This is a genomic window from Mycobacterium sp. ZZG (assembly GCF_054786995.1).
This window is the reverse complement of record NZ_JBTBFV010000001.1, coordinates 248,277-271,777: the sequence shown is the minus strand read 5'-3', so window position 1 is coordinate 271,777 and position 23,501 is coordinate 248,277. Positions and strand designations below refer to the sequence as shown.

At 66.7% G+C, this 23,501-nt stretch carries 28 protein-coding genes and 1 pseudogene; 16 read left to right on the top strand and 13 right to left on the bottom strand.

What is annotated here, in order from left to right:
• Positions 1-38 precede the first annotated feature (38 nt).
• The gene (locus ACXMYJ_RS01260; RefSeq protein WP_443187322.1) at positions 39-1,241 is read left to right on the top strand and encodes a cytochrome P450; all 1,203 of its coding nucleotides are present in this window, start codon (positions 39-41) and stop codon (positions 1,239-1,241) included.
• On the opposite strand, the gene ACXMYJ_RS01255 is transcribed toward ACXMYJ_RS01260, so the two are convergent.
• The gene (locus ACXMYJ_RS01255; protein ID WP_460353437.1) at positions 1,221-1,664 is read right to left on the bottom strand and encodes a hypothetical protein; all 444 of its coding nucleotides are present in this window, start codon (positions 1,662-1,664) and stop codon (positions 1,221-1,223) included. The genes ACXMYJ_RS01260 and ACXMYJ_RS01255 overlap by 21 nt on opposite strands.
• A gap of 66 nt (positions 1,665-1,730) precedes the next feature.
• Between ACXMYJ_RS01255 and ACXMYJ_RS01250 the strand changes: the two genes are divergently transcribed.
• The 3 genes from ACXMYJ_RS01250 (at position 1,731) to ACXMYJ_RS01240 (ending at position 3,645) form a co-directional block, all read left to right on the top strand.
• Positions 1,731-2,537, top strand: coding sequence for a nuclear transport factor 2 family protein (locus ACXMYJ_RS01250; protein WP_460353435.1), 807 nt, complete (start codon positions 1,731-1,733; stop codon positions 2,535-2,537).
• 66 nt (positions 2,538-2,603) lie between these two features.
• Entirely contained in the window at positions 2,604-3,176 is a 573-nt protein-coding gene (locus ACXMYJ_RS01245; protein WP_260752627.1) for a hypothetical protein, read from the top strand.
• 4 nt (positions 3,177-3,180) lie between these two features.
• Entirely contained in the window at positions 3,181-3,645 is a 465-nt protein-coding gene (locus tag ACXMYJ_RS01240) for an NUDIX domain-containing protein (RefSeq protein ID WP_443187320.1), read from the top strand.
• 3 nt (positions 3,646-3,648) lie between these two features.
• Here the strand turns inward: ACXMYJ_RS01240 and ACXMYJ_RS01235 are convergent, their stop codons facing one another.
• From ACXMYJ_RS01235 to ACXMYJ_RS01225, 3 genes are all read right to left on the bottom strand, one after another.
• Positions 3,649-4,746: a PDR/VanB family oxidoreductase gene (locus ACXMYJ_RS01235; RefSeq protein WP_460353432.1), complete on the bottom strand. Its 1,098-nt coding sequence runs from the start codon at positions 4,744-4,746 to the stop codon at positions 3,649-3,651.
• Positions 4,746-5,648, bottom strand: a complete 903-nt coding sequence (locus ACXMYJ_RS01230; protein ID WP_460353429.1) for a metal-dependent hydrolase — start codon at positions 5,646-5,648, stop codon at positions 4,746-4,748. Before ACXMYJ_RS01230 ends, ACXMYJ_RS01235 begins: the two co-directional genes overlap by 1 nt.
• Before the next feature lie 97 nt (positions 5,649-5,745).
• Complete coding sequence (locus ACXMYJ_RS01225) at positions 5,746-6,228, bottom strand: hypothetical protein (protein ID WP_260752633.1); 483 nt, start codon at positions 6,226-6,228, stop codon at positions 5,746-5,748.
• Positions 6,229-6,484: 256 nt separating this feature from the next.
• Between ACXMYJ_RS01225 and ACXMYJ_RS01220 the strand changes: the two are divergent.
• Positions 6,485-7,457 (top strand): annotated as a pseudogene (locus ACXMYJ_RS01220) (DUF222 domain-containing protein); the annotation flags it as partial.
• Positions 7,458-7,498: 41 nt separating this feature from the next.
• On the opposite strand, the gene ACXMYJ_RS01215 reads toward ACXMYJ_RS01220, so the two are convergent.
• Positions 7,499-8,059 carry a recombinase family protein gene (locus tag ACXMYJ_RS01215; protein ID WP_460353426.1) on the bottom strand — a complete coding sequence of 187 codons (561 nt, stop codon included), beginning with the start codon at positions 8,057-8,059 and terminating at the stop codon, positions 7,499-7,501.
• Between the two features lie 300 nt (positions 8,060-8,359).
• On the opposite strand from ACXMYJ_RS01215, the gene ACXMYJ_RS01210 reads away from it, so the two are divergent.
• A complete protein-coding gene (locus ACXMYJ_RS01210; protein WP_370475959.1) occupies positions 8,360-8,587 on the top strand; it encodes a DUF2188 domain-containing protein in 228 nt (75 codons plus the stop codon).
• Here the strand turns inward: ACXMYJ_RS01210 and ACXMYJ_RS01205 are convergent.
• The 7 genes from ACXMYJ_RS01205 to ACXMYJ_RS01175 all read right to left on the bottom strand — a co-directional run bounded on the left by ACXMYJ_RS01205 (position 8,584) and on the right by ACXMYJ_RS01175 (position 14,873).
• Complete coding sequence (locus tag ACXMYJ_RS01205; RefSeq protein WP_460353423.1) at positions 8,584-9,189, bottom strand: class I SAM-dependent methyltransferase; 606 nt, start codon at positions 9,187-9,189, stop codon at positions 8,584-8,586. The genes ACXMYJ_RS01210 and ACXMYJ_RS01205 overlap by 4 nt on opposite strands.
• 211 nt (positions 9,190-9,400) lie before the next feature.
• The gene (locus ACXMYJ_RS01200) at positions 9,401-10,390 is read right to left on the bottom strand and encodes an aldo/keto reductase (protein WP_460353421.1); all 990 of its coding nucleotides are present in this window, start codon (positions 10,388-10,390) and stop codon (positions 9,401-9,403) included.
• 87 nt (positions 10,391-10,477) lie between these two features.
• A complete protein-coding gene (locus ACXMYJ_RS01195; RefSeq protein WP_460353419.1) occupies positions 10,478-10,960 on the bottom strand; it encodes a cupin domain-containing protein in 483 nt (160 codons plus the stop codon).
• Positions 10,961-10,995: 35 nt separating this feature from the next.
• Entirely contained in the window at positions 10,996-12,039 is a 1,044-nt protein-coding gene (locus ACXMYJ_RS01190) for a zinc-binding dehydrogenase (protein WP_460353417.1), read from the bottom strand.
• A 32-nt stretch (positions 12,040-12,071) separates the two neighbouring features.
• Entirely contained in the window at positions 12,072-13,484 is a 1,413-nt protein-coding gene (locus tag ACXMYJ_RS01185; RefSeq protein ID WP_460353414.1) for an MFS transporter, read from the bottom strand.
• A 27-nt stretch (positions 13,485-13,511) separates the two neighbouring features.
• Positions 13,512-14,303 carry a carboxymuconolactone decarboxylase family protein gene (locus tag ACXMYJ_RS01180; RefSeq protein ID WP_460353411.1) on the bottom strand — a complete coding sequence of 264 codons (792 nt, stop codon included), beginning with the start codon at positions 14,301-14,303 and terminating at the stop codon, positions 13,512-13,514.
• An 81-nt stretch (positions 14,304-14,384) separates the two neighbouring features.
• Positions 14,385-14,873 carry a (R)-mandelonitrile lyase gene (locus ACXMYJ_RS01175; protein ID WP_460353409.1) on the bottom strand — a complete coding sequence of 163 codons (489 nt, stop codon included), beginning with the start codon at positions 14,871-14,873 and terminating at the stop codon, positions 14,385-14,387.
• A 133-nt stretch (positions 14,874-15,006) separates the two neighbouring features.
• Here ACXMYJ_RS01175 and ACXMYJ_RS01170 point away from each other — a divergent pair, with 133 nt between their 5' ends.
• From ACXMYJ_RS01170 to ACXMYJ_RS01145, 6 genes are all read left to right on the top strand, one after another.
• Positions 15,007-15,909 (top strand): helix-turn-helix domain-containing protein, encoded by a 903-nt coding sequence (locus ACXMYJ_RS01170; RefSeq protein ID WP_460353406.1) that lies wholly within the window; start codon positions 15,007-15,009, stop codon positions 15,907-15,909.
• On the top strand, positions 15,902-16,270 hold the full coding sequence (locus tag ACXMYJ_RS01165) for a DUF2255 family protein (protein ID WP_460353403.1): 369 nt from the start codon (positions 15,902-15,904) through the stop codon (positions 16,268-16,270). The genes ACXMYJ_RS01170 and ACXMYJ_RS01165 overlap by 8 nt, the downstream gene beginning before the upstream one ends.
• A gap of 345 nt (positions 16,271-16,615) precedes the next feature.
• Positions 16,616-16,903, top strand: coding sequence for a hypothetical protein (locus tag ACXMYJ_RS01160; RefSeq protein WP_460353400.1), 288 nt, complete (start codon positions 16,616-16,618; stop codon positions 16,901-16,903).
• Positions 16,904-17,170: 267 nt separating this feature from the next.
• Complete coding sequence (locus ACXMYJ_RS01155; RefSeq protein ID WP_460353398.1) at positions 17,171-18,136, top strand: intradiol ring-cleavage dioxygenase; 966 nt, start codon at positions 17,171-17,173, stop codon at positions 18,134-18,136.
• A gap of 217 nt (positions 18,137-18,353) precedes the next feature.
• The gene (locus tag ACXMYJ_RS01150; RefSeq protein WP_460353395.1) at positions 18,354-18,650 is read left to right on the top strand and encodes a hypothetical protein; all 297 of its coding nucleotides are present in this window, start codon (positions 18,354-18,356) and stop codon (positions 18,648-18,650) included.
• Between the two features lie 262 nt (positions 18,651-18,912).
• Positions 18,913-19,518: a recombinase family protein gene (locus tag ACXMYJ_RS01145; RefSeq protein WP_349319075.1), complete on the top strand. Its 606-nt coding sequence runs from the start codon at positions 18,913-18,915 to the stop codon at positions 19,516-19,518.
• Positions 19,519-19,718: 200 nt separating this feature from the next.
• Here ACXMYJ_RS01145 and ACXMYJ_RS01140 read toward each other — a convergent pair whose 3' ends face one another.
• Entirely contained in the window at positions 19,719-20,066 is a 348-nt protein-coding gene (locus tag ACXMYJ_RS01140; RefSeq protein WP_460353392.1) for a hypothetical protein, read from the bottom strand.
• Positions 20,067-20,136: 70 nt separating this feature from the next.
• Here ACXMYJ_RS01140 and ACXMYJ_RS01135 point away from each other — a divergent pair, with 70 nt between their 5' ends.
• The 4 genes from ACXMYJ_RS01135 to ACXMYJ_RS01120 all read left to right on the top strand — a co-directional run bounded on the left by ACXMYJ_RS01135 (position 20,137) and on the right by ACXMYJ_RS01120 (position 23,478).
• A complete protein-coding gene (locus ACXMYJ_RS01135) occupies positions 20,137-20,853 on the top strand; it encodes a lasso peptide biosynthesis B2 protein (protein ID WP_370476101.1) in 717 nt (238 codons plus the stop codon).
• A gap of 191 nt (positions 20,854-21,044) precedes the next feature.
• Complete coding sequence (locus ACXMYJ_RS01130) at positions 21,045-22,610, top strand: asparagine synthase-related protein (RefSeq protein WP_460353389.1); 1,566 nt, start codon at positions 21,045-21,047, stop codon at positions 22,608-22,610.
• Positions 22,611-22,740: 130 nt separating this feature from the next.
• The gene (locus tag ACXMYJ_RS01125; RefSeq protein WP_370476096.1) at positions 22,741-22,923 is read left to right on the top strand and encodes a lasso RiPP family leader peptide-containing protein; all 183 of its coding nucleotides are present in this window, start codon (positions 22,741-22,743) and stop codon (positions 22,921-22,923) included.
• Positions 22,924-22,947: 24 nt separating this feature from the next.
• The gene (locus ACXMYJ_RS01120) at positions 22,948-23,478 is read left to right on the top strand and encodes a DUF6636 domain-containing protein (RefSeq protein WP_370476094.1); all 531 of its coding nucleotides are present in this window, start codon (positions 22,948-22,950) and stop codon (positions 23,476-23,478) included.
• The last annotated feature ends 23 nt before the right edge of the window (positions 23,479-23,501 follow it).

The window sequence follows — 23,501 nt, the reverse complement described above, 5'->3', positions numbered from 1 at the left end:
TGAGCGGTCGCACAGTTGGTCGGTGAGGAGCATGTCGGGTGGCAGACGATCTTTACTACGACCTCTACTATGACCCCTACGACCTGAGCATCGTGGCCGACCCATACCCGACCTACGCGCGGCTGCGGGACGAGGCGCCGCTCTATTACAACGAGCGCTACGACTTCTGGGCGCTGTCGCGCCACGCCGACGTCGAGAAAGCGCTGCTGGACTGGTCGACGTTCTCCAACAGCCGCAGCGACATCCTGGAACTGGTCAAATCCGACTTCGACATGCCCAAGGGCGTGATGATGTTCGAGGACCCGCCCACGCACACCCTGCTGCGCGGGCTGATGTCGCGGGTGTTCACCCCACGCCGGATGGCCGAGATCGAGGACCAGATCCGGCAGTACTGCGTGAACTGCCTCGACCCGTTGGTCGGCGCCGACGGCTTCGACATCATCGCCGAGCTGGCGGCGATGATGCCGATGCGGGTGATCGGGATGCTGCTGGGCATCCCAGAGTCCGAGCAGGTGTCGGTACGCGACGCCAACGACGCGAACCTGCGCACCAAGCCCGGCGCGCCGATGAAGGTCGCCGACCCCGACAAGATCGCCGACGGCCGGATCTACGCCGACTACGTCCAGTGGCGGGCGGCCAACCCGTCCGACGACCTGATGACCGCGCTGCTCAACGTCGAGTTCACCGACGAAACGGGAGTGGAGCGCAAGCTCACCCGCAAAGAGGTCCTGCACTACACCCAGGTGGTGGCCGGTGCGGGCAACGAGACGACCGGAAGGCTGATCGGCTGGCTGGCCAAGGTGCTCGCCGAACACCCCGATCAACGCCGCCGCATCCACGAGGACCGCTCGCTGCTCGGCCGCACGATCGACGAGACGCTGAGGTTCGAGCCCACGGGTCCGCACGTGGCGCGCTACGTCATCCGCGACTTCGGATACGGCGACGTCACCGTGCCCGCAGGCAGCGCCATCCTGCTGCTGTTCGGTGCCGCCAACCGCGACGAACGCCGATACGAGAATCCGGACACCTTCGACATCGACCGGGAGAACATCAGCCACCTGACGTTCGGCAAGGGGCTGCACTACTGCCTGGGCGCCAACCTGGCCCGCCTGGAAGGCAGGATCGCGCTCGACGAGCTGCTCAACCGCTGGCCCGAGTGGGATGTCGACTACGACTCCGCCCGGCTGGCCCCGACCTCGACCGTCCGCGGCTGGGAGCACCTACGGATTCTGGTCGGCTGAACCGTTTTCGGTGCCGGTACCTGAGTCGTGCTCGGCTGGACCCGTCTCGCCGCCTCCGGCGGCGCCATCCAGCACGCTGACGGCGATCCCGTACGGCAGGAACCGCACCCGTCGCTTCGCATCGGTGTTGTCCTTGTTCGCCCGAAGCGCGTCCAGTTCGGTCGGGTACACCTGCTCGATGTGGGCGCCACCGGAGTCGTCAAGGGTGTAAATGGCCCAGACACCGTCTCCGGTCTCGCCGGTCGTTTCGGGACGCGTCCGCGGCCGGGTGTCGAACAACGTCGACCATCCCGCCCGCTCACCGGGTGTCCCGAGGAATCTCCCGATGCCGTCGAGTGCCTCCCGCAGACCTTCGCCCGCTTCGCGGACGACGCGGTCGAAATCCTCGGGGTCGAATCCGAACGGCCCGTTGTTGCTGCTCATGCAGACCAGTGTGCCCCTGACGGCACGTTCAGTCGACTGCCGCATGGATAGGTGGTAGGCAACCATATGCCTTTCACACGAGCTGACGTGCTGTCGGCGGCCCAGCGGTCCCTGGCCGCGGCGGGCGCGCACGACCGGGCCGGGTGGATCGGCCTGTTCACCGCCGACGCCCGGGTCGAAGATCCGGTCGGCTCGAGGCCGCACCGCGGGTACGTCGCGATCGGCCGGTTCTACGACACGTTCATCGGCCCCCGCGACATCAGCTTTCGCCCGGGCACCGACATCGTCGTCGGCACCACGGTGCTGCGCGACCTCGAGCTCGAGATCCAGATGGCACCGACCGTGACCCTGCATGTCCCCACCTACATCCGCTACGACCTGCGTGACGCCGGCGACGAGCTCAAAATCGCCGCGTTGTCGGCCTACTGGGAATTGCCAGCGATGATCGGGCAGTTCGCCCGAGGCGGACTGGTGGCGTTGCCGGCCGGCGCATCGCTGGCCCGGACCATGGCCGCCAACCAGCACCTGGCCGGAACCCTCGGGTTTCTCGGTGGCTTCCGTGGGCTGGGATCGGGCGCGCGGGCGCTGTTCACCACGTTCCTCGACGACGCCCGCAGCGGCAATGAAGTCGGGATGCGGCGGCTCATCGCCGACAGTCCCGTCACCCGCGGTGACGACGAGCCGGTGAGCCCGTCGGAACTGGTCAGACACCTCTACGGCAGCAACTGGACCAAACTCGTCGTCGCCGGCAACTCCGTCGCGGCGCGCATCGAGCGTGACGGCAGACCCACCGTGCTCATCGGCGAGACGGCGCGTGCCGGGTGGAACGGCGCCGTGCTGCGCAGGATTCGGTTGTTCGGCGGTCTGGATTGATGCCCTACAACAGTTCGGCCACGTTGTCGCGCCGGACGCTCCGCGCATGAGAACGTAGGCAGCATCATGTCCGACCCTGATACCGCCGACTTCCTGACCTACGAGCAGTTCGGCCGCCGGTTCTTCGAGATCGCCGTCACCGAGGAGCGCGTGGGCGGCGCGATCGGTGAGATCGCCGGCGACGCCTTCGAGATGGGCCCCATCGCCCAAGGCCCGGGCAAGCTGGCCAAGGTCACCGCGAAAGTGCGGATCCAGCAGCCCAGGGTCCGACGGGAGCTCGGCGAGTTGATCACCTTCGGGATCCGGATCCCCTTGGAGATCGACATGGTGGTCGACCTGCGGATCGACAAACCCAAATTCATCGTGTTCGGTGAGATCTCGCTGCGCGCCACCGCCAAGGCCGCCGACCCGCTGCTGCTGATCCTCGACGTGGAGAAGCCGCGGCCCTCCGACATCTCGATCCACGTCACGTCGAAAACCCTGCGCGCCGAGGTGGTGCGCATCGTCGGCGGCGTGGACGCCGAGATCAAGCGCTTCATCGCGATGCACGTCGCGGGGGAGATCGACAGCCCGGAATCCCAGAAGGCCAAGATCATCGACGTTGCCGAACGTCTCGACGCGGCCTGGACCGGCATCTGAGACCGTGCCCAAGCTCAGCGCCGGCCTGCTTCTCTATCGCGACGTCGACGGGACGCTCGAAGTGCTCCTCGGCCACCCGGGCGGGCCGTTCTGGGCCCGTAAAGACGACGGTGCCTGGTCGATCCCCAAGGGCGAGTACACCGACGGGGAAGACCCGTGGACCGTCGCTCAGCGCGAGTTCACCGAGGAGCTCGGCAAGCCCGTGCCGGCCGGTCCCCGGATCGAATTCGAGCCGGTGCGCCAGCCGGGCGGAAAGGTGGTCACCGCGTTCGCGGTACGCGCCGACCTCGACCTCGACGGTACGTTCAGTAACACCTTCACCCTCGAATGGCCCAGGGGCTCAGGCGCGTTCAAGGAGTTTCCGGAGATCGACCGGGTGGCCTGGTTCGATCTGGCGACGGCCCGCACCAAGCTGTTGAAGGGGCAGCGCCCGCTGCTCGACCGGCTAGAGGAGGCCGTCGCGCGCTGACGCTCACAGCTCCAGCGAGAGACCCGAGCCGTCGGCTGCCCGCGACACACAGGTCAGCATCATCCCGGCGGCCCGCTCCGGATCGGTCAGCAACGTGTCGCGATGGTCGACGTCGCCGGCGAGCACCTTGGTCCGGCACGTGCCGCAGAACCCTTGCTGACATGAGTACGTCGCGTGCACCCCCGCCCGGCGCAACGCGGCGAGCAGGGTCTCGTCGGCGCCGACGTCGACCGTCCGACCGGTGGACGCGACCGTCACCGGGAACGGGCGCCCGTCGGTGACCGGCGGCGCGGCGAACCGTTCGAAGTGCAGTTCGACGTCGTCGCGTCCGACCAGCGCGGTGCGGATCGCGGTGAGCATCGGCGCCGGACCGCACGCGTAGACCGCGGTGCCGCCCGGGCAATCCCCGAGCAGCTCCTGCGCACCGGGGAGCCCGAGCCGGTCGTCGGTACGGATCTCGACCGCGTCGCCGTAGGCGGCGACCTCGTCGACGAACGGGAGGCTGTCGAGGGTGCGTCCGGTGTAGACCATCGACCAGTCCACACCCAGGCCGTGGGCCAGGCGCAGCATCGGCAGAATCGGGGTGATCCCGATTCCGCCTGCGACGAAACGGAATCGGCGTGCCGGCGAGCCGTAGCCCGGCACCGTGAGCGGAAACGCGTTGCGCGGCCCGTGCGTACGGACAGTCGAGCCGGGCTTCAGCGTGTGGTGCACTTCGAGCGAGCCGCCGCCACCGTCGGGGATGCGCCGGACCGCGATGCGGTACTCCTGCCTGGCGCAGGGGTCGCCGCACAGCGAGTACTGCCGCACCAGACCGCTGGGCAGGTGCACGTCGAGGTGAGCGCCGGGGGACCAGCGCGGCAACTCGGCTCCGGCCAGTGTCAGCTCGACGACGTCCTGATCGTGTGCGACCACGCGGCGGCGGGTGACCGTCAGCGGGAAAGTGTCCGGTCCCGGGGCCGGTGGCGCGATGCGCCGCACCGCCGCCGTCGCTGCGAAAAGCCCGGAGATCGTCGCGTCGGCCAGGCCGAGCATGACGTCGTGCCGGGCACGCCCTGACGCGCTCGGCGGGACCCGGCGGAACGTGTCGAACAGCCGCATCACGTGTGCGCGGCGCGTGCGGCCGGAGAAGCCGCCAGGTATGCGACGGCCTGAGCGGTCGAGCCCAGTTGCTCCGGGGAGTAGCCGGGCCGGAAATAGCCGAGCGTGCTGGATCCGAACAGAGTCCGGTACAGCGGAAGCAGTCCGAGCTTCGAGTCGCGCATCCGCATCCGGTTGAACGTCCACCAGTTGGCGTCGACGGTCGGGTCGGTCTTCACCAGATACCAGGCGGTGCGCTGGAAGAAGACGAACAGCATGGTCGCCGCGACGGTCATGGCGCGGATCCGGGCGCGATAGCTGTCGTGGAAGTAGACCGCGACATCGTGGGCGACGCTTCGGTGTTCGACTTCCTCGCTGCCGTGCCAGCGGAACAGGTCGACCAGGGTGGGGTCGGCACCGTGGTCGTCCCAGGCGCAGTTGAGCGCGAAGTCGCCCATCACCGCGGTGTAGTGCTCTATGGCCGCGATCAACCACAGCCGGTCGCACAGATGGTTCATCCGTCGGGCCTCGTCCACGGAATCGGGCAGCGGGGCCAGCACACCGGTGAACACGTGCTCGATCTGCTGCAGGATCGGCGTGGGATCAACGCCGTGCCCGACCATGAACTCGTGCAGAACTTGGTCGTGCACATCGGCGTGGATCGCCTCCTGGCCGATGAAACCGCGAATGTCGTCGGCCAGCTTCGGATCCTTGACGAGCGGCAACGCCTCGTTGAACGTCTGGACGAACCAACGCTCGCCGGCGGGCAGGACGATGTTGAGCACGCTGACCAGATGCGAGGCGACGGGGTGGCCGGGAATCCAGTGCAGCGGGATGTCGGCCACGTCGAAGTGCACCTTGCGGGCCTGGATCTGCACGGGCCCAGGGTCGATCTCGGTGTCGAAACGGCGCGGTCGCAACATCTGCCCCTCCTGTTAGTCGATGAACTCGTGGAGAGTTTACGACGAATTAGTGGGAACGCAGGTACCGGTTAGGTCGGGGTCAGGTCCGGAACGGGGATCAGGGCTGCGGCGAGGTGTTCGCGATGATCGGCGCGCCTTGTCCGGCCGGCATATTCGACACCACGCCGGGCGCGGGCGGCGCCATCCCTGCGCCGGGAGCGCCGGCGATCGGCACCATCGGTGTCGGCGTGACAGTGGTGACGCCGTTGGCGCCGACCGTCGGTCCGCCGGTGGGGCCCATGGCCTTGATCTGGTCGGCCGCGGCCTGAGTGCAGTCCAGCATCAGCAGCATCCGGCCCTGGCTGGTCACTTTCTGCTGGCCGACCAGGCAGGCGCTCTGAGGAAGGGCACTACCGGTGGCTCCACCGAAGTAGGCCTTGACGCCCTGGCTCTTCAGGATGGCCAGCGCACGACCGTACTGCTCGCCGACGACGTTGTACGGGCTCGTCTGCGCCGGCTGCGAAATAGCGACACCGGCACCGATCAGCGCGGCTGTTCCGGCGGCGACGAATCCGCCGCTGAGCACAACGAGCTTGTTCACTACAACTCCCTCGGATCGGTATGCGGTGCGAACATATCGCAGCAGTGACGAATGTGAAACCGCTGCAGAAGCCGCGGGCGTTACATCAGTTCGCTGTCAACGCCGGCTCGTCTCCGATCGCACCCGGTCACCATCGACGCCGTTTCCTCACTCACGCGGTTCGGCATTGACGCCGGTTATCCCCAGTCTGGGTTTTATCCACAGGTGGGGCTTTCCGTTGCGCGCTGTGCCCGCGCGGGACGGGATAATCGAACGTATGTTTGATCGGCTGTTTGCGGGGGTGGAGGAGCCCGCGCTGCTTGCTGCGATCGAACAGTGCGCCCGTGAGGAGGCCCAGGCCGGGGCGCGGAAAGCCGCGGCGATCGCCGAGTTGGTGTATTCCACGGTGGACAGGGATGACGAGCGTGACGACTGGGTGTATGACTGCTGGGCCCAGACCGCCTCTGAGCTGGGCGCGGTGCTCAATCTCGGGCACAGGCGGGCCTCGGGGCAGATGCGGATCGCGATGGCGTTGCGCGATCGGTTGCCTGGGCTGGCCGAGCGGTATCTGCAGGGCCGGGTCAGTGCCCAGGTGGTGTCCAAGATTTGTTGGCGCACCCGGCCTGGTCGTGGATGCGCAGGTGTGGGCGCTGCTCGACGGGCAGTTGGCGACCCACGCCCCGCAGTGGGGGTCGTTGTCCGAAGAGGCGTTGGTGCGGGCCATTGATGCGGTGATCGACCGGTATGACCCGGACGCGCTGATCCGGTCCAAGGAGGTCATCGCGGGCCGCGATTTTCATATCGGGGCCCACGAGGATCCCGATGAGTGGGTGTTGATCTGGGGTCAGATCCTGGGCTGTGATGCCGTGCTGCTGGCGGCCCGGATCGCTGAATTGCTCAAGAACGTGTGTGCGGATGATCCGCGCGATATGGGGGAGCGGCGGTCGTGTGCGGTGGGGGCGATCATCCGAGGCCAGGATCATCTGCGGTGCCGGTGCGGCAAATCGGATTGCCCGGGCGCTGCGCCGGTGGCTCCGGGCAGCTCGAATGTGGTGGTCTCCGTGCTCGCCGATCCCGCCGCGCTCGACGCCGCCTACCAGCTGATCACCGCCCACGACCAGCAACAACAGAACCAACCCCAGTCCGAGCCTGAGCCTGCGGAGGAGCTCGAACCCGAGCGTGAGCCGAATCCTGCGGCGTGCGTGAAGGATTCGGGGTTGGCGTTGTTGCCCGGGGTGAAGGTGTCGCCGTTCTCTTCCGTCACCTTCGAAGGATAGGTCGCCTGCCTGTCTCAGGCTGACGGCCGCGGTTGGTCGAGGCAGCGGTAGACGCTGGAGCGGGATATGTCGAGGGTCCGCGCGATCTGGGCGCGAGGGGTCCCGGCCTCGTCGAGGGCTTGGACCGCGGCGATGGTGTCAGCGGTGAGGCCGGGGCGGCCGGGGTGTCGACCGGCCGCGCGGGCTGCCGCGACTCCGGCGGCGGTGCGTTCGGCGGCGACGGCACGCTCGAACTCGGCGACGGCCCCGAAGACGTGGAAGATCAGCCGGCCGCCGGCAGTGCTGGTGTCGATGGCTTCGGTGAGGGAGCGCAGTTCGATGCCGCGGGCCTGGAGGTCGCTGGCCACGGTGAGCAGGTGGGGGAGTGAGCGGCCGAGACGGTCGAGCCGCCAGACCATGAGCACGTCACCGCGGCGGGCGTAGTCGAGCAGCGCGGCCAGCTCGGGGCGATCATCGCGAGCGCCGGACATGCGCTCGGTCCAGATCCGTTCGGCTCCGGCCTCCGTCAACGCCTTTGTCTGCATGTCGGGAGACTGGTGCAACGTCGAGACTCGCGCGTATCCCAGCAGCGTCACCGGCAGAGTCCTCACTCGTTCAGGGGGGCACGGTCTTCTCAGGCCCAACCAGGGCCGCTTGCGGACCTGGGCGGGAGCCGTCTGTGTCTTTAAGGGTGTCCCCGTTCCCGCCGGTCTGGGACAGGATTCTGGGACACCCCCACTGTCGCATCGGCGCTGGTCGCAACGACCGCGCTCATTATGTAGCTTTTTCGGTCATCTACGGGTCGGCCCGAATCATCCGAAGTTGTTTTGCCCAGGCCCGACCAGCGGCAAAATCTCAACTGGAGGGGCATACTCATGACGTCGAGGAGGGTAATCATGGCAAAGGGCGACATCAGTACTTACAACGAGGATGGGGTCTGGAAATCGAAGGTGGAGGGCAGTAGCCGGGCCGCTCACACTGGGGGTACCAAAGCCGAACAGCAAGCGATCGGCCGACAGATGGCGCAGGACCGAGAAGTTGAGCACACCATTCGCAAGCTCGACGGAACGATTGGCGAGAAGAACTCGTACGGCAACGATCCGAACCCTCCCAAGGACTCCTAGTCTCGTTGTGCGACAAGGACAGTGGCGGGTCCGTTGGCCTGATCGGCGGAGAAGCGAAGGTCGGCCACCGGCCGCAATCCAGCCTCTCGAACGAGATCGACGAGTTGCTCTGGTTGCCATTGGTAGGTCGTCCACTTGACTGGCACCCCGTTGTAGGCCTCGGTGCGCTCGACATCGTTGTCACCGACATGGGTAGCAATGATCAGCTGCCCGCCTGGTCGTAGAGCCGCGGCAAAAGAGGCCAGAACCGGCGGCAGGATGTTGCTGCGCGGCAGATTGAACAGGGACCACCAGCCCAGGACTCCACCTAGCGATGCCGGGCGGAGGTCGAGGTCGGTCGCTGAGTCAACCGTGAACGTGCACTGCGGATACAGTCGCCGGGCGTGGTCGATCATGCGTGGTGAGAGATCGACTCCTGAGATCTCGATATCGCGTTCGGCAAGGTAGGCCGTGACCGTTCCGGGTCCGCATCCAACGTCGAGGACAGGGCCGATCGTCGCGACGGTGCTCGCGAATGCGTCCATAGCTGCTTTCAACCACGGGTGGGTGCGGATATCGCCAATACCCGTGGTCGTCACCATCTCCACGTAGTTATCAGCCACGCGGTCATACGAGTCGCGAACGGTGTCGAGATCAGCGGGCTCTGGACTTGATCGGAAAGGCACGCCGATTGACGATAGTGACGGCCGCCGATGATCGGCCCGTCTCTTTTCTAAAGAAGTGGGACGGCTCGTATCTGTCTCACCTTCGGGCTGCTCCGATGGCCTATTGGGGACGACGGCGTCGCACGTTTGCGGGCGTTTGGCGTTGTTGTTACCAGGCGTAGGCCTGGGGGGCTTCTCCTCCGGGGCCGGGCCAGATGTCGTCGAGCGTGTTCAGGGTGTCGGTGGATAGCGAGATGTCGAGTGCGCGTTGGCTTGTGGCTAATTGGTCGGTGGTGCGGGGTCCGATGATGGCGGCGGTGACGGCGGGGTTGTGCAGCAGCCACGCCAGGGCGATGTCGGCGGGTTGTTCGCCGACATCGCGGCACAGTGCTTCATACCGTTCGAGCTGCGGGCGTAGCCGGTTGATTTGTTTCTGCATGTCGTCGTCGGCGCGGCGGCCTTGAGATTCGTGGTCGAGTACGCCCCCGAGCAGGCCGCCGGCCAGTGGGCTCCAGGGGATGAGGCCCATGCCGTAGTAGCGCAGCGCGGGAATGACTTCGAGTTCGACGGTGCGCGCGGTGAGGTTGTAGAGGCTTTGTTCGGACACCAGCCCGAGCTGGTGCCGGTCGTTGGCGGTGTGTTGGGCGGTCGCGATGTTCCAGCCGGCGAAGTTGCTGCTTCCTATGTAGGTGACCTTGCCTTGGTTGACGAGAAGGTCCATGGCTTGCCAGATTTCGTCCCACGGGGTGGTGTGGTCGACGTGGTGCATTTGGTAGAGGTCGATGTGGTCGGTTTGCAGTCGTCTCAGGCTGTCCTCGCAGGCTCGGCGGATGTGGTAGGCCGACAGGCGCTTGCCGTTGGGGCCGGTGTCCATGGGTTGGTAGACCTTGGTGGCCAACACGAGCTGGTCGCGGCGGGCCGGGTCGGCGGCGAGCCAGCGGCCGATGATCTCTTCGGAGATGCCGTATCCCTTGTCCATGTCCGGGGATTGGGGTCCGCCGTAGACGTCGGCGGTGTCGAAGATGTTGATGCCCAGGTCGAGGGCGCGGTCCATGATGGTGAAGGCGGTGGCTTCGTCGGTGGTCATGCCGAAGTTCATGGTGCCCAGCTCGAGGCGGCTGATGCGCAGGCCGCTGCGCCCGAGGTTGGTGTACTCCATCGTCAATCTCCTTTCGTTCGCGTTTCGGGGGGGTCGCCGAGGTCGGGGTGGACGCTCGGGTGTGCTGATTGCGTTACGGCGGTGGCGTCAGTGCGATGAGGTGACGGCGCTGACCATCACCGACACCACGGTGGCGGGCTGCGCTGATCGGTTGTGCCAGGCGTGGTGGGTGCCGCGCACGATGATGGTGTCACCGGCCCGCAGGAGCGTCTCCGCGCGCTCGGAGACTGCGTAGAGCTCGCCGGCGAGCACGGTGACGACGTCAACGGTGTCGGTGCGGTGCATTCCCGGTGTTTCGTCGCTGCTGCCATCGCGGCGGGGCGGCGCGTTCTGCGGTGGGACGGTGAGGGTCTTGACAGCCAGCCCGCCGGGCGGTGGCGGACTGACCTGCCCGCGCGGGTCACCGTCAGCGTCGACAGGGGTGGGCACGGTGTCCACGCGCCACAGGTCGGTCACCACCGACCCGTCCGGGCGCTGGGCCCGAGCCGTCGAGGTCGCGTCGCTGACGACGGTGGACAGGCCGTCAGCCCCGACGCCCGTCACCACGCGACGACCGGATGCATTGTCCATGGGTGGTGTCTCCAAACCCGTTGTGTGAACGGTGGTTAGGGGGTGACGAGGACTTTGAGGCTGGTGCGGTCGTCCATGTCCTGGTAGCCGGCGGGGATGCCGTCGATGGTGGTGCGGGCGTCGAACATCTTGCCGGGTTCGATGACGCCGTTGAGGATGTCGGGCAGCAGTTCGTCGATGTAGGCCCGCGCGGGCGCGGGGCCGCCGGCGAGGCGGATGTTGCCGCCGAAGAGGCTGCCGAACCCGATGGGGGCGTCTTCGTACTGGGGCACGCCGACCCGGCTGATCACCCCGCCGGGGCGGGCGATCCCGTAGGCCTGCTCGTAGGCGGGCATGTGTCCGACGGCTTCGAGGACGACGTGCACGCCGTCGCCGCCGGTGAGGTCGCGCACCGCGGCGATGCCGTCCTCGCCGCGGGCGGCGACGACGTCGGTGGCGCCGAATTGGCGGCCGAGGTCGGTGCGCGCTTGGTGGCGGCCCATCAAGATGATCTGCTCGGCGCCCAGCCGCTTGGCCGACAGGACCGCCAGCAGCCCCACCGCGCCGTCGCCGATGACCGCGACGCGGGTCTGTGGGTTGACCCCACCCATCTTGGCGGCGTGGTAGCCGGTGCCGAACACATCCGAGAGCGTCAGCAGTGAGGGCATCAGGTCGCTGTCGGGGGCGACGGGCAGTTTGACCAGGGTGCCGTCGGCGAGCGGGACGCGGATCGCTTCGGCTTGAGCGCCCTCGTCGGGGATGCGGTCCCAAAAGGCGGCCTGCGGGTCGGTGCAGGCGGTGTGTAGACCTTCCCGGCAGAACGCGCAGGTGTTGTCGGACACCGAGAACGGTGAGACCACCAGGTAACCCTTCTTGACGCTGGTGACCTCGGCGCCGACGTCTTCGACGACGCCGATGAATTCGTGGCCCATGCGGGCGGGACCGTCGTCGGCGGTCAGGGAGTGGTAGGGGTGCAGGTCGCTGCCACAGATGCAGGACGCGGTGATGCGGACGAGTGCATCGGTGGGGGCCTTGATGGTGGAGTCGGCAACGTTGTCGATCCGGACGTCGCCGGCGCTGTACATGACGGTCGCGCGCATGGAGTCTCTCCTGGTGTTGGTGGTGGGTGATGTCAGCGAGGGTTGGGTCGGGGTCTGGTGGCGGCGACGGCGAGTGCTCCCAGGACGGTGAAGGTCGTGGTGACCAGGACGGCGAGGTTCCAGTCCGCGGTCAGGGCCGCGGGGCTGGCGGTGGCGGCGCCGCGGGTCACGATGATCGACACCACGGTGATGCCGATAGCCGACCCGAGGTAGCGGGCGGTGTTGTTGGCGCCGCTGCCCATGGCGGCGCGGTGGGCCGGGACGCTGGCCACGGCTTGGCGCCCCAGGGCGGCGTTGAGTAGCCCGTTGGCGGCCCCGACGAGCAGCAGTCCCGGCAGCAGCCGACCCAAGGTGGTGGTCGGCGTGAGTCCGAGCAGGGCGAGCTGACCGGCGGCGACGCCGAGCAGACCGGTCACCATCTGCGCGCGGCCGGTCACTCGGTCGGGCAGGTGGCGGGCGGCCAGTGCCGTGAGCACGCTGACCCCCGACCAGGCCAGCAAGGTCACCGCGGCGGCCAGCTCACCGCCGCCCAAGCCGCGTTCGATGAGGATGGGAACGAAACTCATCAGTGAGAGCACCCCGGCCCCGGCGGCCAACGCGGCACCGGTGGCACCGATGAACTCGGGGCGCCGGAACAGCGCCAGGTCGAGCATGGGATGGCTGATCCGATGCTCCACCACCAGGAACCCGGCGACGAGCACGACACCGGCGGTGAGCAGGACCAGGGTGGGCCACTGCAGCCAGCCGCTGCGGCCCTGAACCAGCCCGGCCAGTACCGCGGCCAGGCCGGCGCCGAGCAGGACGGTGCCCGCGACGTCGACGCGGCGGGCGCCGGTGGCGTGGGATTCAGTCAGTAGCAGCTGTGCGCACCCGGTCAGCACGATCGCTGCGGCCGCACATGCCCAGTAGGACAACCGCCAACTGCCCGCGGCGTCAAGGCCGACGGCCAGCAGTGGCCCGACCGCGACGCCGCCGCCGAGTGCGGCCCCCCAAATCCCCGTCGCACGGGTGCGCGACCGGCCCGGCGGGAACGCGTGCGCGATGAGCCCGAGGCTGCACGACATCATGGCGGCGCCGCCCAACCCTTGTACGACGCGGGCGGCGATCAGCACGGCCGCAGAGGGGGCCAACGCCGCCAGCAGCGACCCGGCGGTCAGCACCGCCGCGCCGCCGACGAACACCCGTCGGCGGCCGTAGTCGTCTCCCAGGGCGCCGCTGCTGAGCAGACCGGCCGCAGCGCCCACGCTCATCGCGCTCAAGATCCAGGCCTGCGCGGCCGGGCCGGCGTGCAGCGCCGCGACGGTGGGGGCCATGGTGGCCAGCGGCACGGTGAACGCCACCAGCACCAGCAGCACCCCGGATGCGGCGACGGTCAAAGTCGCCGACGAGTTCGCCGTCTGCTGATGTGGCGGGGCGCCGGTAGCGGGGTCGGAGAGGGCGGTCATGGCATTCGGGTCCTTGAGGTGGTGGGATCAGCGCGCGCGGGCGGCGAAGAGGTCTTTGACCACCGGCAGGGCAGAGAACACCGGGGGCCAGCCGGCGTAGAACGCCAACTGCGTCAACGCTTCTGAGGCCTGTTCTTGGGTCAGCCCGTTGTCCATCGCGCGGCCCAGGTGGTAGGTGATCTGCCCGGTCTGCCCGGCCGCGACCAGCGCGCTGAAGGTCACCAGGCTGCGGTCCCGCGGCGCCAGTCCCGGACGCAGCCACAGGTCGGTGAACACGGTGTCGGTGGTGTAGTGCAGCACGCCGGGGGCGACCGCGCCGAAGTTGTCGTCGTTGGTGGTGCGGCGCGCGTCCTCGGCGTCCTGATCGATCGGTAGCCGCGGCCCGCCCACCTCGGGAAGCTCGCCGACCTCGACACCGCGGTCGGCGAACACCGGAGCCGCGGCGCTGGCTGCGGCCTGGGCGTTGGGCCAGCCGGCGTAGAACGCCAGATGGGTGATGATTTCGGAGATCTCAGCCGCACTGACCCCGTTGTCGAGGGCGCGGTTGAGCTGGGCCGGCAGGTCGATGGTGGCGTTGCGGGCGATCAACGCGGCCAGGGTGACCACGCTGCGATCCCGGGCAGACATTGCGGGCCGCGCCCACAGCTCGCCCTCGGCAATGGTGTCGGTGTAGTGGGCAAGGGCCGGTGACACCGCAGCCACCGCGTCGGCCGGCGAGGAAGCCCGCGTGCCGGGCCGGTCGGGTTCGGCGCACGCCGCGGCCCACATCGACGTCGCGGCCAGGGTGGCGGTGAGCAGCGCCCAGCGGGGCAGTCTCATGAGGTGGCTCCTTGTTGTGGGCAGCACAGATGAACTCCCCGTTGTCACGGGAGTTGCGTACTGCGAGCGGAATTCGGGGATCTAGCCCAGGTATTGATCGTCGGAGACGTGTTCCATCCAGTGGACGTTGCGGCCGTCGACGTCCTGCTGCAGCGCGATGTGAGTCATCGTGTCGGCGTCGGTCGCGCCGTGCCAATGCTTGACTCCCGGCGGCGTCCAGATCACGTCGCCGGGGTTCATCTGCTGCTTGACCCCGCCCCACTCCTGCACCCAGCCCGTGCCCGAGGTGACGATCAGCGTCTGACCGGCAGGGTGGGTGTGCCAGGCGCTGCGCGCACACGGGCTGAACGTCACCTGACCCGCACCACTGGTGCGCACGTCGTTGGTGCCGAACAACGGCTTGACACTGACCTGGCCGGTGAACGTCTCAGCCGGGCCGGCCGCTGCCGGGCGGGAATCATCGCGGGAAATCTCCATGGAGCCGTCCTGCGCACCACCCGGTGCGGCCTTCCACATGCTCAGCGGCACCATCGCCGCCGCCACCGTCGCCCAGGTCACCAGACGTTTCATCATGTCCTCCTCGAAGAAGCCGATCGTTGGTCTGCCTCAACAGTGGACCCGGTCGAAGAGGGCAACCAGTGTCTGGTTATCCGTGTACTGACAGAGCACCTCTCCTCATCTCTGATCGCCCTACCCTGAAGTCATGGACGACACCAGCGATGTCGGGGAGTTCCTGGCCACCCGCCGGGCGAAGATCACCCCCCGCGAGGCGGGCCTGGCCACCTCCGGACGCCGCCGCGTCCCCGGTCTGCGCCGCGAAGAGGTCGCGATGCTCGCCGGCGTCAGCACCGACTACTACGCCAAGATCGAACGCGGCAACCTTGCCGGTGTCTCGCATAGCGTCATCGACGCCGTCGCCGGCGCGTTGCGCCTCGATGAGGCCGAACACGCCCACCTGCGCGACCTCGCCGCAGCCGCAAACGCCACACCCCAGGCACGCAAGGCCGCCACCCCAACCCAGACGGTCCGCCCCGGAGTGCAACGCATCCTCGACGGCATGGTCGGGCTGCCCGCGTTCGTCCGCAACGCCCGCCTGGACCTACTGGCCATCAACAGTCTCGGCGCCGCGCTCTACACCCCGGTGTTCGACGACCCGCACCGGCCGGCCAACCTGGCGCGGTTTAACTTCCTCGACCCCCGCGCCCGCGACTTCTACCCCGACTGGGACCACGCCGCCAACACCGCGGTGGCGCTACTGCGCACCGAAGCCGGACGCAACCCCTTCGACCGCCACCTCACCGACCTCATCGGCGAACTCGTCACGCGCAGCGATGTTTTCCGTCACCGGTGGGCCGCCCACAACGTGCGCCTGCACCAAACCGGCACCAAACATTTCCAGCACCCCGCCGTCGGCACCCTGGACCTGGCCTTCGAAGCGATGAACCTGTCCGCTGACACCGGCCTGACCCTCACCGTCTACAGCGCCGAACCGGGCAGCCCATCAGCCGACGGACTGTCCCTGCTCGCCAGCTGGGCCGCCACCCACACCGCAACCGAGCACGCGGTCCCAGCCGCCGTCCGTGAGGACAGTGAGCGCAATGCCTGACTGGAATGAACACGAACTCGACGCCCTCGACCGTGCCAGCGAAATCGACCTCGCGACCTACCGGACCGACGGGACACTGCGTCGAGCGGTGCCCGTCTGGGTAGTCCGCGTCGGCCACGCCGTCTACCTACGCTCCTACCGCGGCACCGCCGGCAGCTGGTACCGACACGCGCTCGCAAACCCCCACGGCCACATCACCACAGGCCACATCGACCGTGACGTCCACTTCACCGACGCAGCCGCAATCGACCGCAGCGACGTCGATACCGCCTACCGAAACAAGTACGGCAACAACAGCTACGTCGACACCCTGCTCAGCGACGACATCGCCACAACCACACTCCACCTCACACCCACCTGACCAATGCCCGCGGTGGCGCCGCCCCAGGCAACGCCATCATGAGGAAGCACGACGATTCGGCGTTCGCTACAACCGATTGATTTCCAACTGCTCGCGCCCTGTCTCATTTCTAGAGATTCAAGATCGATCAAATCCTGTCTCGGATCTCTCTAGCGGAGATTTCTAAGAGACCGACGGGCTTGGCGTCTGTTGGTGGGATGCGGTCGAGTACGGCTTATGGGTGGCCGACCGGCTTATGCGCCGGGAGCGCCTCCTGGCTGTTGCTGCGGCTGCTGGGTCGGCTGGTTTGTTTGCGGCTGTTGGGTCGGCTGGTTGGTTTGCGGTGGCTGATTCGGCGCCGGCGGCATGGTGGTGGTGGTCGGTGTGACGGTTTCTGTCGATACCTCGGTTTCCGTCGCTGTTTCGGTCTGTGTTTCGGTTTCGGTCGGGGCTCCCGATCCGCTATCAGACGGCGGTGCCGCCGGGCCAGCGCCCCCGCCGGAGCCGCTGTCATTGGTCGAGGTCGTCGTCGTGGTGGTGCTCGTCGTGCTGGTCTCGGAGTCGGTACTGTTACCGCACCCGACAGCGAGTACACCCACTGCGATCATCGCGGCGATACCTGATGACAGGGGCGCGATCGCACATCGGCGTTGAGTGTTGGTAGACGTATCCATATGAGGGCCTCCTCTGTGTCGGTGCTTCCGCAAAGCGACGGGCAACGCCGGACTCTGCGCCCGCCGTTTCCGTTGCTACCCGACACCGGTCGGCTGCACACCACCACAACGGGATTCATAGTTGGGACATAGCTTGTGCCTAGATTCGGCCGACACGATCTCAATAAGGCTTTCGCGGGCACGGACATGTGCGGTGCATCTACTGGGTGCAGTGCGCTCACAACAAGTGGGAGCCGGAAAGGGACACGTGACACCATCAAACACGCGCTATCAAGGCCGAATCCTGCCGAAGCCCACCGAGGAAGTCGTCGATCAGGGACTTGGCTTCGATCTCGGTACACTGGTCAGCCGGCGCGCTGCGTTTCGCGTGTTCGGTATCGGGGCCGCCGCGGTAGGGCTGGCGGCCTGCGGAGCAACCGACACCTTATCGTCGACATCATCGAGCACTTCGTCGGCCGACTCGGCGGCGCTCAGTGAGATCCCCGACGAAACCGCCGGCCCCTATCCCGGTGACGGGTCGAACGGACCGGACGTTCTCGAGCAGTCCGGCATCGTGCGAAGCGACATACGGTCGAGTTTCGGCGAAGCCAGCGGCACCGCCGAGGGCGTGCCGATGACGCTGGAACTCACCATCGTCGACCTGGTCAATAACGGCCAGCCGTTTCAAAATGCTGCTGTCTACGTCTGGCACTGTGACCGCGCCGGCCGCTACTCGATGTACTCCGAAGGCGTCGAAGACCAGAACTACCTGCGTGGTGTGCAGACCGTTGATGATTCGGGAAAGGTGAGCTTCACCAGCATCATGCCCGCGTGCTACTCGGGCCGGTGGCCGCACATTCATTTAGAGGTCTATCCCGACGAGGCCAGCATCGCCGACGCGTCGAAGGTGATTGCTACCTCGCAGGTCGCGATTCCCGAAGAGATCGCCGACGCGGTCTTCACCCAGGCCGGATACGAACAATCTGTCACCAACATCGCAAAGGTCAGCCTGGACACCGACAACGTCTTCGGCGACGACAGCGCCGTCAGTCAGCTGCCCACGGTGAGCGGGGACGTCACCACCGGTTACGTCGTCACGCTCGCCGTTGGTGTCGACACCAATACCGCTCCCACCGGGGGACAGCTCTCCGGCGATGGTGCTCCCGCCGGGGCGCCTCCCGGCGGACCCGGAGGGCCCGGCGGGCCGCCTCCGTCTGGTCCGCCGTCGGGCTAACGGCGTGAGCGTCTATCGCCGACACGGTTCGGGGCGTCCACCTCAACGGCTCGCTTTGAGCTGCGAACTCGCTGTGAGCGAGTCGGTTCATTCTTTCGGTATCGCATGCACAGCGGGCGCCCATCATCGCCACAGTACTGACAAAAGGTGCATCCGTAGTGTCGGCACCGTGCGGCGATGCGTCGCGCAGACACAATCGGAGAAATGGAGTGCAAGCATGAATATCACCCGCAAGGTCGGAGCCTCGGTGGTAGCCGGTGGACTCGCAGCCGCGGGTCTGTTCGGCCTGGGACTCGGCACTGCCAACGCCCAGCCCGGCCCGCAGTGCGGCGTGCCGAACACCCCACCCTGCCAGGGCGCACCGGCACCGAACGACTGGCAACACCGCAACTTGGATGCCGGCCGCCAGGATCACCAGCCGTTCAACTACAACGGCCAGCTCGTCAGGCCGCTGCCTGCCGGTAACGGCGACGGCTGGGGTTTCTGGTTCCTCGGCAGATGGATCCGGCTCTGAGCCAACACTGCGTAGGAGACGCTGGGGCCGGTACCCGTCGGGTGCTGGCCCCAGTGCATCCGAATTAGTCGCGCGGCCTAGCAATTGGCCAGCGCGAGGCCCCTGACCACAAACGGCTCACTCGTCTCGTTTCTAGAGAAACGAGACAGCCCACGCAGCCAAACGCTGCGGTCGCATAGCGCCAGGTCGCGCTGTCTCATTTCCTGTCTCACACCGCGTGTCTCAGATCCTCGATGTCGGAGGACAATGAGACGGTAGCGGTGTGACAACGATTCTTGGGTACGCCCGCGTGAGCACCGCCGGCCAGGACCTCGATGGGCAGCTGGCCGCACTGGCGGCTCAGGGCGTCGAGTGCGGCCGGATTTTCACCGACAAGCTCTCGGGCGCGGTGAATACCGACCGGCCCGGCTTGGTGGCCCTGCTGCACTACGCCCGAGAGGGGGACACGGTGGTGGTCGCCGCCATCGATCGACTCGGCCGTTCTGTCGCTGAGGTCACCCGCACCATCGCGGATCTTGGCGAGCGACGAATCCTGTTGCGCGCCTTGCGCGAAGGCATCGACACCGGCACACCGACAGGCCGCGCCGTGGCCGCCATCATGGCCACCCTGGCCGAACTCGAACTCGAACTCGGCCGCGAGCGCCGCGCCGCTTCCCGAGACTCCCGCCGAGCGCGTCATCTGCCGGCCACCAAGCCCGCCAAACTCACCAGTGAGCGACAGCAACAACTCCGTCGTCTCGCCGCCACCGGAGAACCCGTTCACGAACTCGCTAAAGCGTTCGGAATCAGCCGAGCAACGGCATACCGATACCTCTCCGCGCCCGTGAACGACCCAGCGCTGGAGTCGAGGCAGCCATTACTAATTTGACCGAACTGGGCGTGGCCCTCGGCCCCTTCTTCGGCATCCCAGGCGGCCCCCGGTGCACAGGCTAGCGGCGAGCTGCCCGAAGCACGCACGCACGGCGCGCGGCAGCTCCGCCGCCGTCATCCCTGAGTGGCATCCGGCAGGAGACGATGCACACTTCGGTGCGGTCCCCGTCGACCAGCCGATCACGTCCAGAGATGCTGCTACATGCCGTTGTAGTCTTTGACGACGCAGAGCACGCTACCGCCGTCGGTGGTGGGGATGGCGTCCCAGACTGGTTGATCGCAGGTGCGCCATGATGTGGCGTGCTGTACGACTCGCATGTCCCGGCGGGCATCTGAGCATGGGACCGGGATGTTGTTTTTCAGTTGGTCGGCATCGATCTCGATGTTGTTTGTGACATCAATGCACATGCCGACGGGATACTCAGCCACGGTGCCGTAAAAGCCGTAGAAGCCTGCCTCGTCGGCAAGGGCGACTCCGGCTGAACTGATAGGGAAAGCCGCGAAGGCTGCGCTGATCGCGACAAGTCTGCCCACGTGTGTGACCACGGCCGAACTATAGCGGCGCAAACCCCTCTCAGCCAGCAAGTTCCTCCGCGGTTTCTGCTTTAGTGATTGCGTGGATGGTCTCGAGCGGTGTGGTGTCGATGGACTTGTGTCCCTGCCTCGGCTGTTTTGCGCCCCGCTGTTGCGGTGCGTAACAGTTTCGAATCATCTTGTTCTGCTTGATGTTTCGGCGGGTAGCTATGACGTCGTGGATCAGGTGGGTGCTGCGATGTGGGAGCAGTTGCTTCGTGAGCCGGATGATCGTGACCTGGCTGGGGTTGCCGGTGAGTTCGGGGTGAGTCTGGCGGTGGTGGAATCCGATTTTTCGACGTTCGCCGCAGAGCAGCGGGCTGTGGGCCGCTTGGTGTCCGAGTGTCCCCGGCCCGGTGCTTCGCGGAAGCTGGTGCCACGTGAACGGCCGACAATTTGGCGGGCGTTTCGGGAACGCGCGAGTGCGCAACGCGAGCTCCAGCGAGGATTTGGCGCCGCCTACGCCAGACGCACCGCCTGGGTGGCAGACAGTGCTGCGCCGCGGATTGCGGTGGATCAGTTGGTGCAGCGGTTTCGTACCGCGGACGGCTTGTTTCCGGCACGTGAAGCACCGTTAGATTGTCTGCCGCGGTCGTTGGCGTTGACCCGCTTCTTGCGGTTGGCTGGATGGCCAGCTGAGCATGTGATCGGCGTGGCACTGCACCCCTTTGAAGCCCACGCATGGGTTGAGGTGGACGGTGCCGCGATTGATGAGAACCCCGCTTCGCTGCATCGCTACACACCGATTGCGCGGGCCTGATGAACACCGCGCCGCCGGCACAAAATGGATTTTTAGTGGCATTGTCCAGCGCGGTGGGTGGTGTCCGGGGGTGGCCTGACGCAGATGAAGCGGGCAGCGGTTCGGCTGTCTGGTTTCAGGGTTATCTCGCCGATTCGGCGGGTTTGTGCACAGTGTTGGGTCTCGATAGCAGGGCATCGTTAGGACGCATCGTGGCCACCGGCTGGCAGCGCTGGGGTGTCGATGTGATCGAGCGCGTCGTCGGTGAGTACGCCGCGGTGGTGGTGGCTGGCTCTGATGCGGTGATGGTCGGGGATCGCATGGGTTTGCGGCCGCTCTACATCGCCACCGTGCAGCAGGGCATCGTGGTGTCCACTGACTTGGGTTTGTTGGCACGCGAGACCGGGGCCTGGCGTGAGGTGGATGAAGAGTACATCGCTGATGTGCTGGCCACGGGTTTACACCTGGGTTCACGGACGCCCTACCGCGCGATTCGCCGTCTCGGGATGGGCCAGTACGCCACCTGGCAAGCCGGCAGGCTGACGGTCGCCGGTGGATGGCGTCCGCGCATCACACCAATCACCGGGACTGCGCGCGAGCACGAAGAATTGCTGCGGTCAGCGGTCACCGACGCTGTGGCCGGATCCCTGCCGACTGCTTGTGAGGACGGCGCGGTGGTCGTCGAGCTATCGGGAGGATTGGACACTTCCACGGTCTTAGGTGTCGCCACGCGCCGGGTTACGGTCCATGCGGTGAGCTTCGTACACCCCGGCTCACCCGGTAGTGACGAGTCGGACTGGATTCGCGCGGCGCTGAAGGCGACACCGACTCCGTGGCACCCGATCGATGCGACTGAACATGGAATCTTCTCCGCGGGACCGGATTTCGGCATCTTCTTGCCCGCTCCTTCACGCCGAATCCTCAACTGGGCCTCCAGTGGCGCCGAAGAGGACGCCGTGAGCCGGTTGGGCGGCTCAATAATGCTGACGGGAGAGGGCGGTGACGCTGTCTTTCTTGCCGGGGCCTACCCCTGGTATCTGGCTGACCTACTACGCACCGGCCGGTGGGCGCCGCTGAGGCGCGAACTACAGAAATGGAGTACTGATTCCGATGTGAAACGTTCCGCCGGATTCTGGTGGCGCCGCGCCGCGCTCGGTGGACTGCGCCGATGGCGAAGCCAACAGACGCTGACTCTGCAACCGACCAGCCGGCTGGAGGTCATGGCTCCGTGGTTGAACCGCGCCTACATTCGCGATCGCCACTTGCGCGCAAGGGTGGACTCCACGACGCCGCTGCGGGCGTCATCGGTGCACGCTCAAGCCGTGCTGGAAAACATCGTGCGATGCGCCGAATTTGCCCGCAGCCGCCAACTCCTCGTATCCGGATCTGCAGAGGCCAGACATCCGCTGCTGGCCCCAGGGCTGGTGGACCTCGCCCTCAACACGCCGTGGCAGGTTGCTGCCGACCCCCGGATCGACCGCGCCGTGCAACGCTATGCATTTGCCGGACTGGTCAGCGACACGGTGTTACGGCGACGGTCCAAGACCATCGCCGATGAAGCTGTTCTGACGGGCTTCGCGCGCCATCCGCGCTGGCAGACCTACCTTTGTGACGACCCACAACTGGTGCAACGTGGCTACGTCGACTCCTCTGCCTGGACCGCTGCGATTCACGGAATCGGTCTGACCGGTGCGGTGGCTCCCCTTTACGGCGCGATCCAGGTCGAAGTGTGGCTGCGGCACCTTCGCCATGCGGGTCGCCCGACTTTGCTGATGTAGCCCGGCGGCCACGCCCATGCCAGGTGTCGGCGCGCCGATGTCACTACCTCACCTCGGCGAACTGCTGCGGAACTATTTAACTTCAATTATCTTTACGGCAGTCTCACAGAAGAATCCCAGGAGGAGCGAAATGACCGCGCAGAAGAGTTCGTATTCCGCACCGCAGGTGTCCCACGTCGGCGATGTCCGCGACCTCACCCAAGGTAGTGGCACCTACATGTCCGACAGCAGCACCGGCTACGGCTACTTCGGCTACTACAGCCGGCACATCGACACCCCCGATACCGTGGCAGACCTGCCCGCACGGGCCTGAACACCGTCGCGGGCATTCAGGGAAATGATCCCCGAGAAGATCGGCGCCGGGTTGGCGGCGTTGGCGGCTGTCGCCGGCGTCGTCATGGCGACACCGGCGCCCTCTGACGCATTTGAGACCAATACCGCAGCCCAAGAACATATTTCAATGCCGCCGGCGGGATCGACTCCGGCCATTGCGTTGGTTCGGTCCCAGCTGTGGCTGGTGGATGAGCTGACGGTTTTTCAGTCGCCGAGCGGCAACGTGGGCTGCTCCATCGAACCGATGCGCGTCCGATGCGATATCGCCGAGCGGAGTTGGGGCCCACTACCGCGGCCGGCGGACTGCCACCCTAATGTGAGCTCGGGGCAGGGTCTTGATCTCGACGCGGGCGGCGAGTCTGGCGTGGTGTGTGCCGGCGACAGTGTGCTGGGCTTCGGCGACATCCTGCCCTACGGCGACGCAATACAGGCAGGCTCTTTGCAGTGTGACAGCACCGAAGCCGCGATGACCTGCCATGACAGAACAAGCCGGCACGGTTTCACGCTGTCTCGGCAAGGCTACGAACTGTTCTGACGATCGCACTCCCAAATAACACA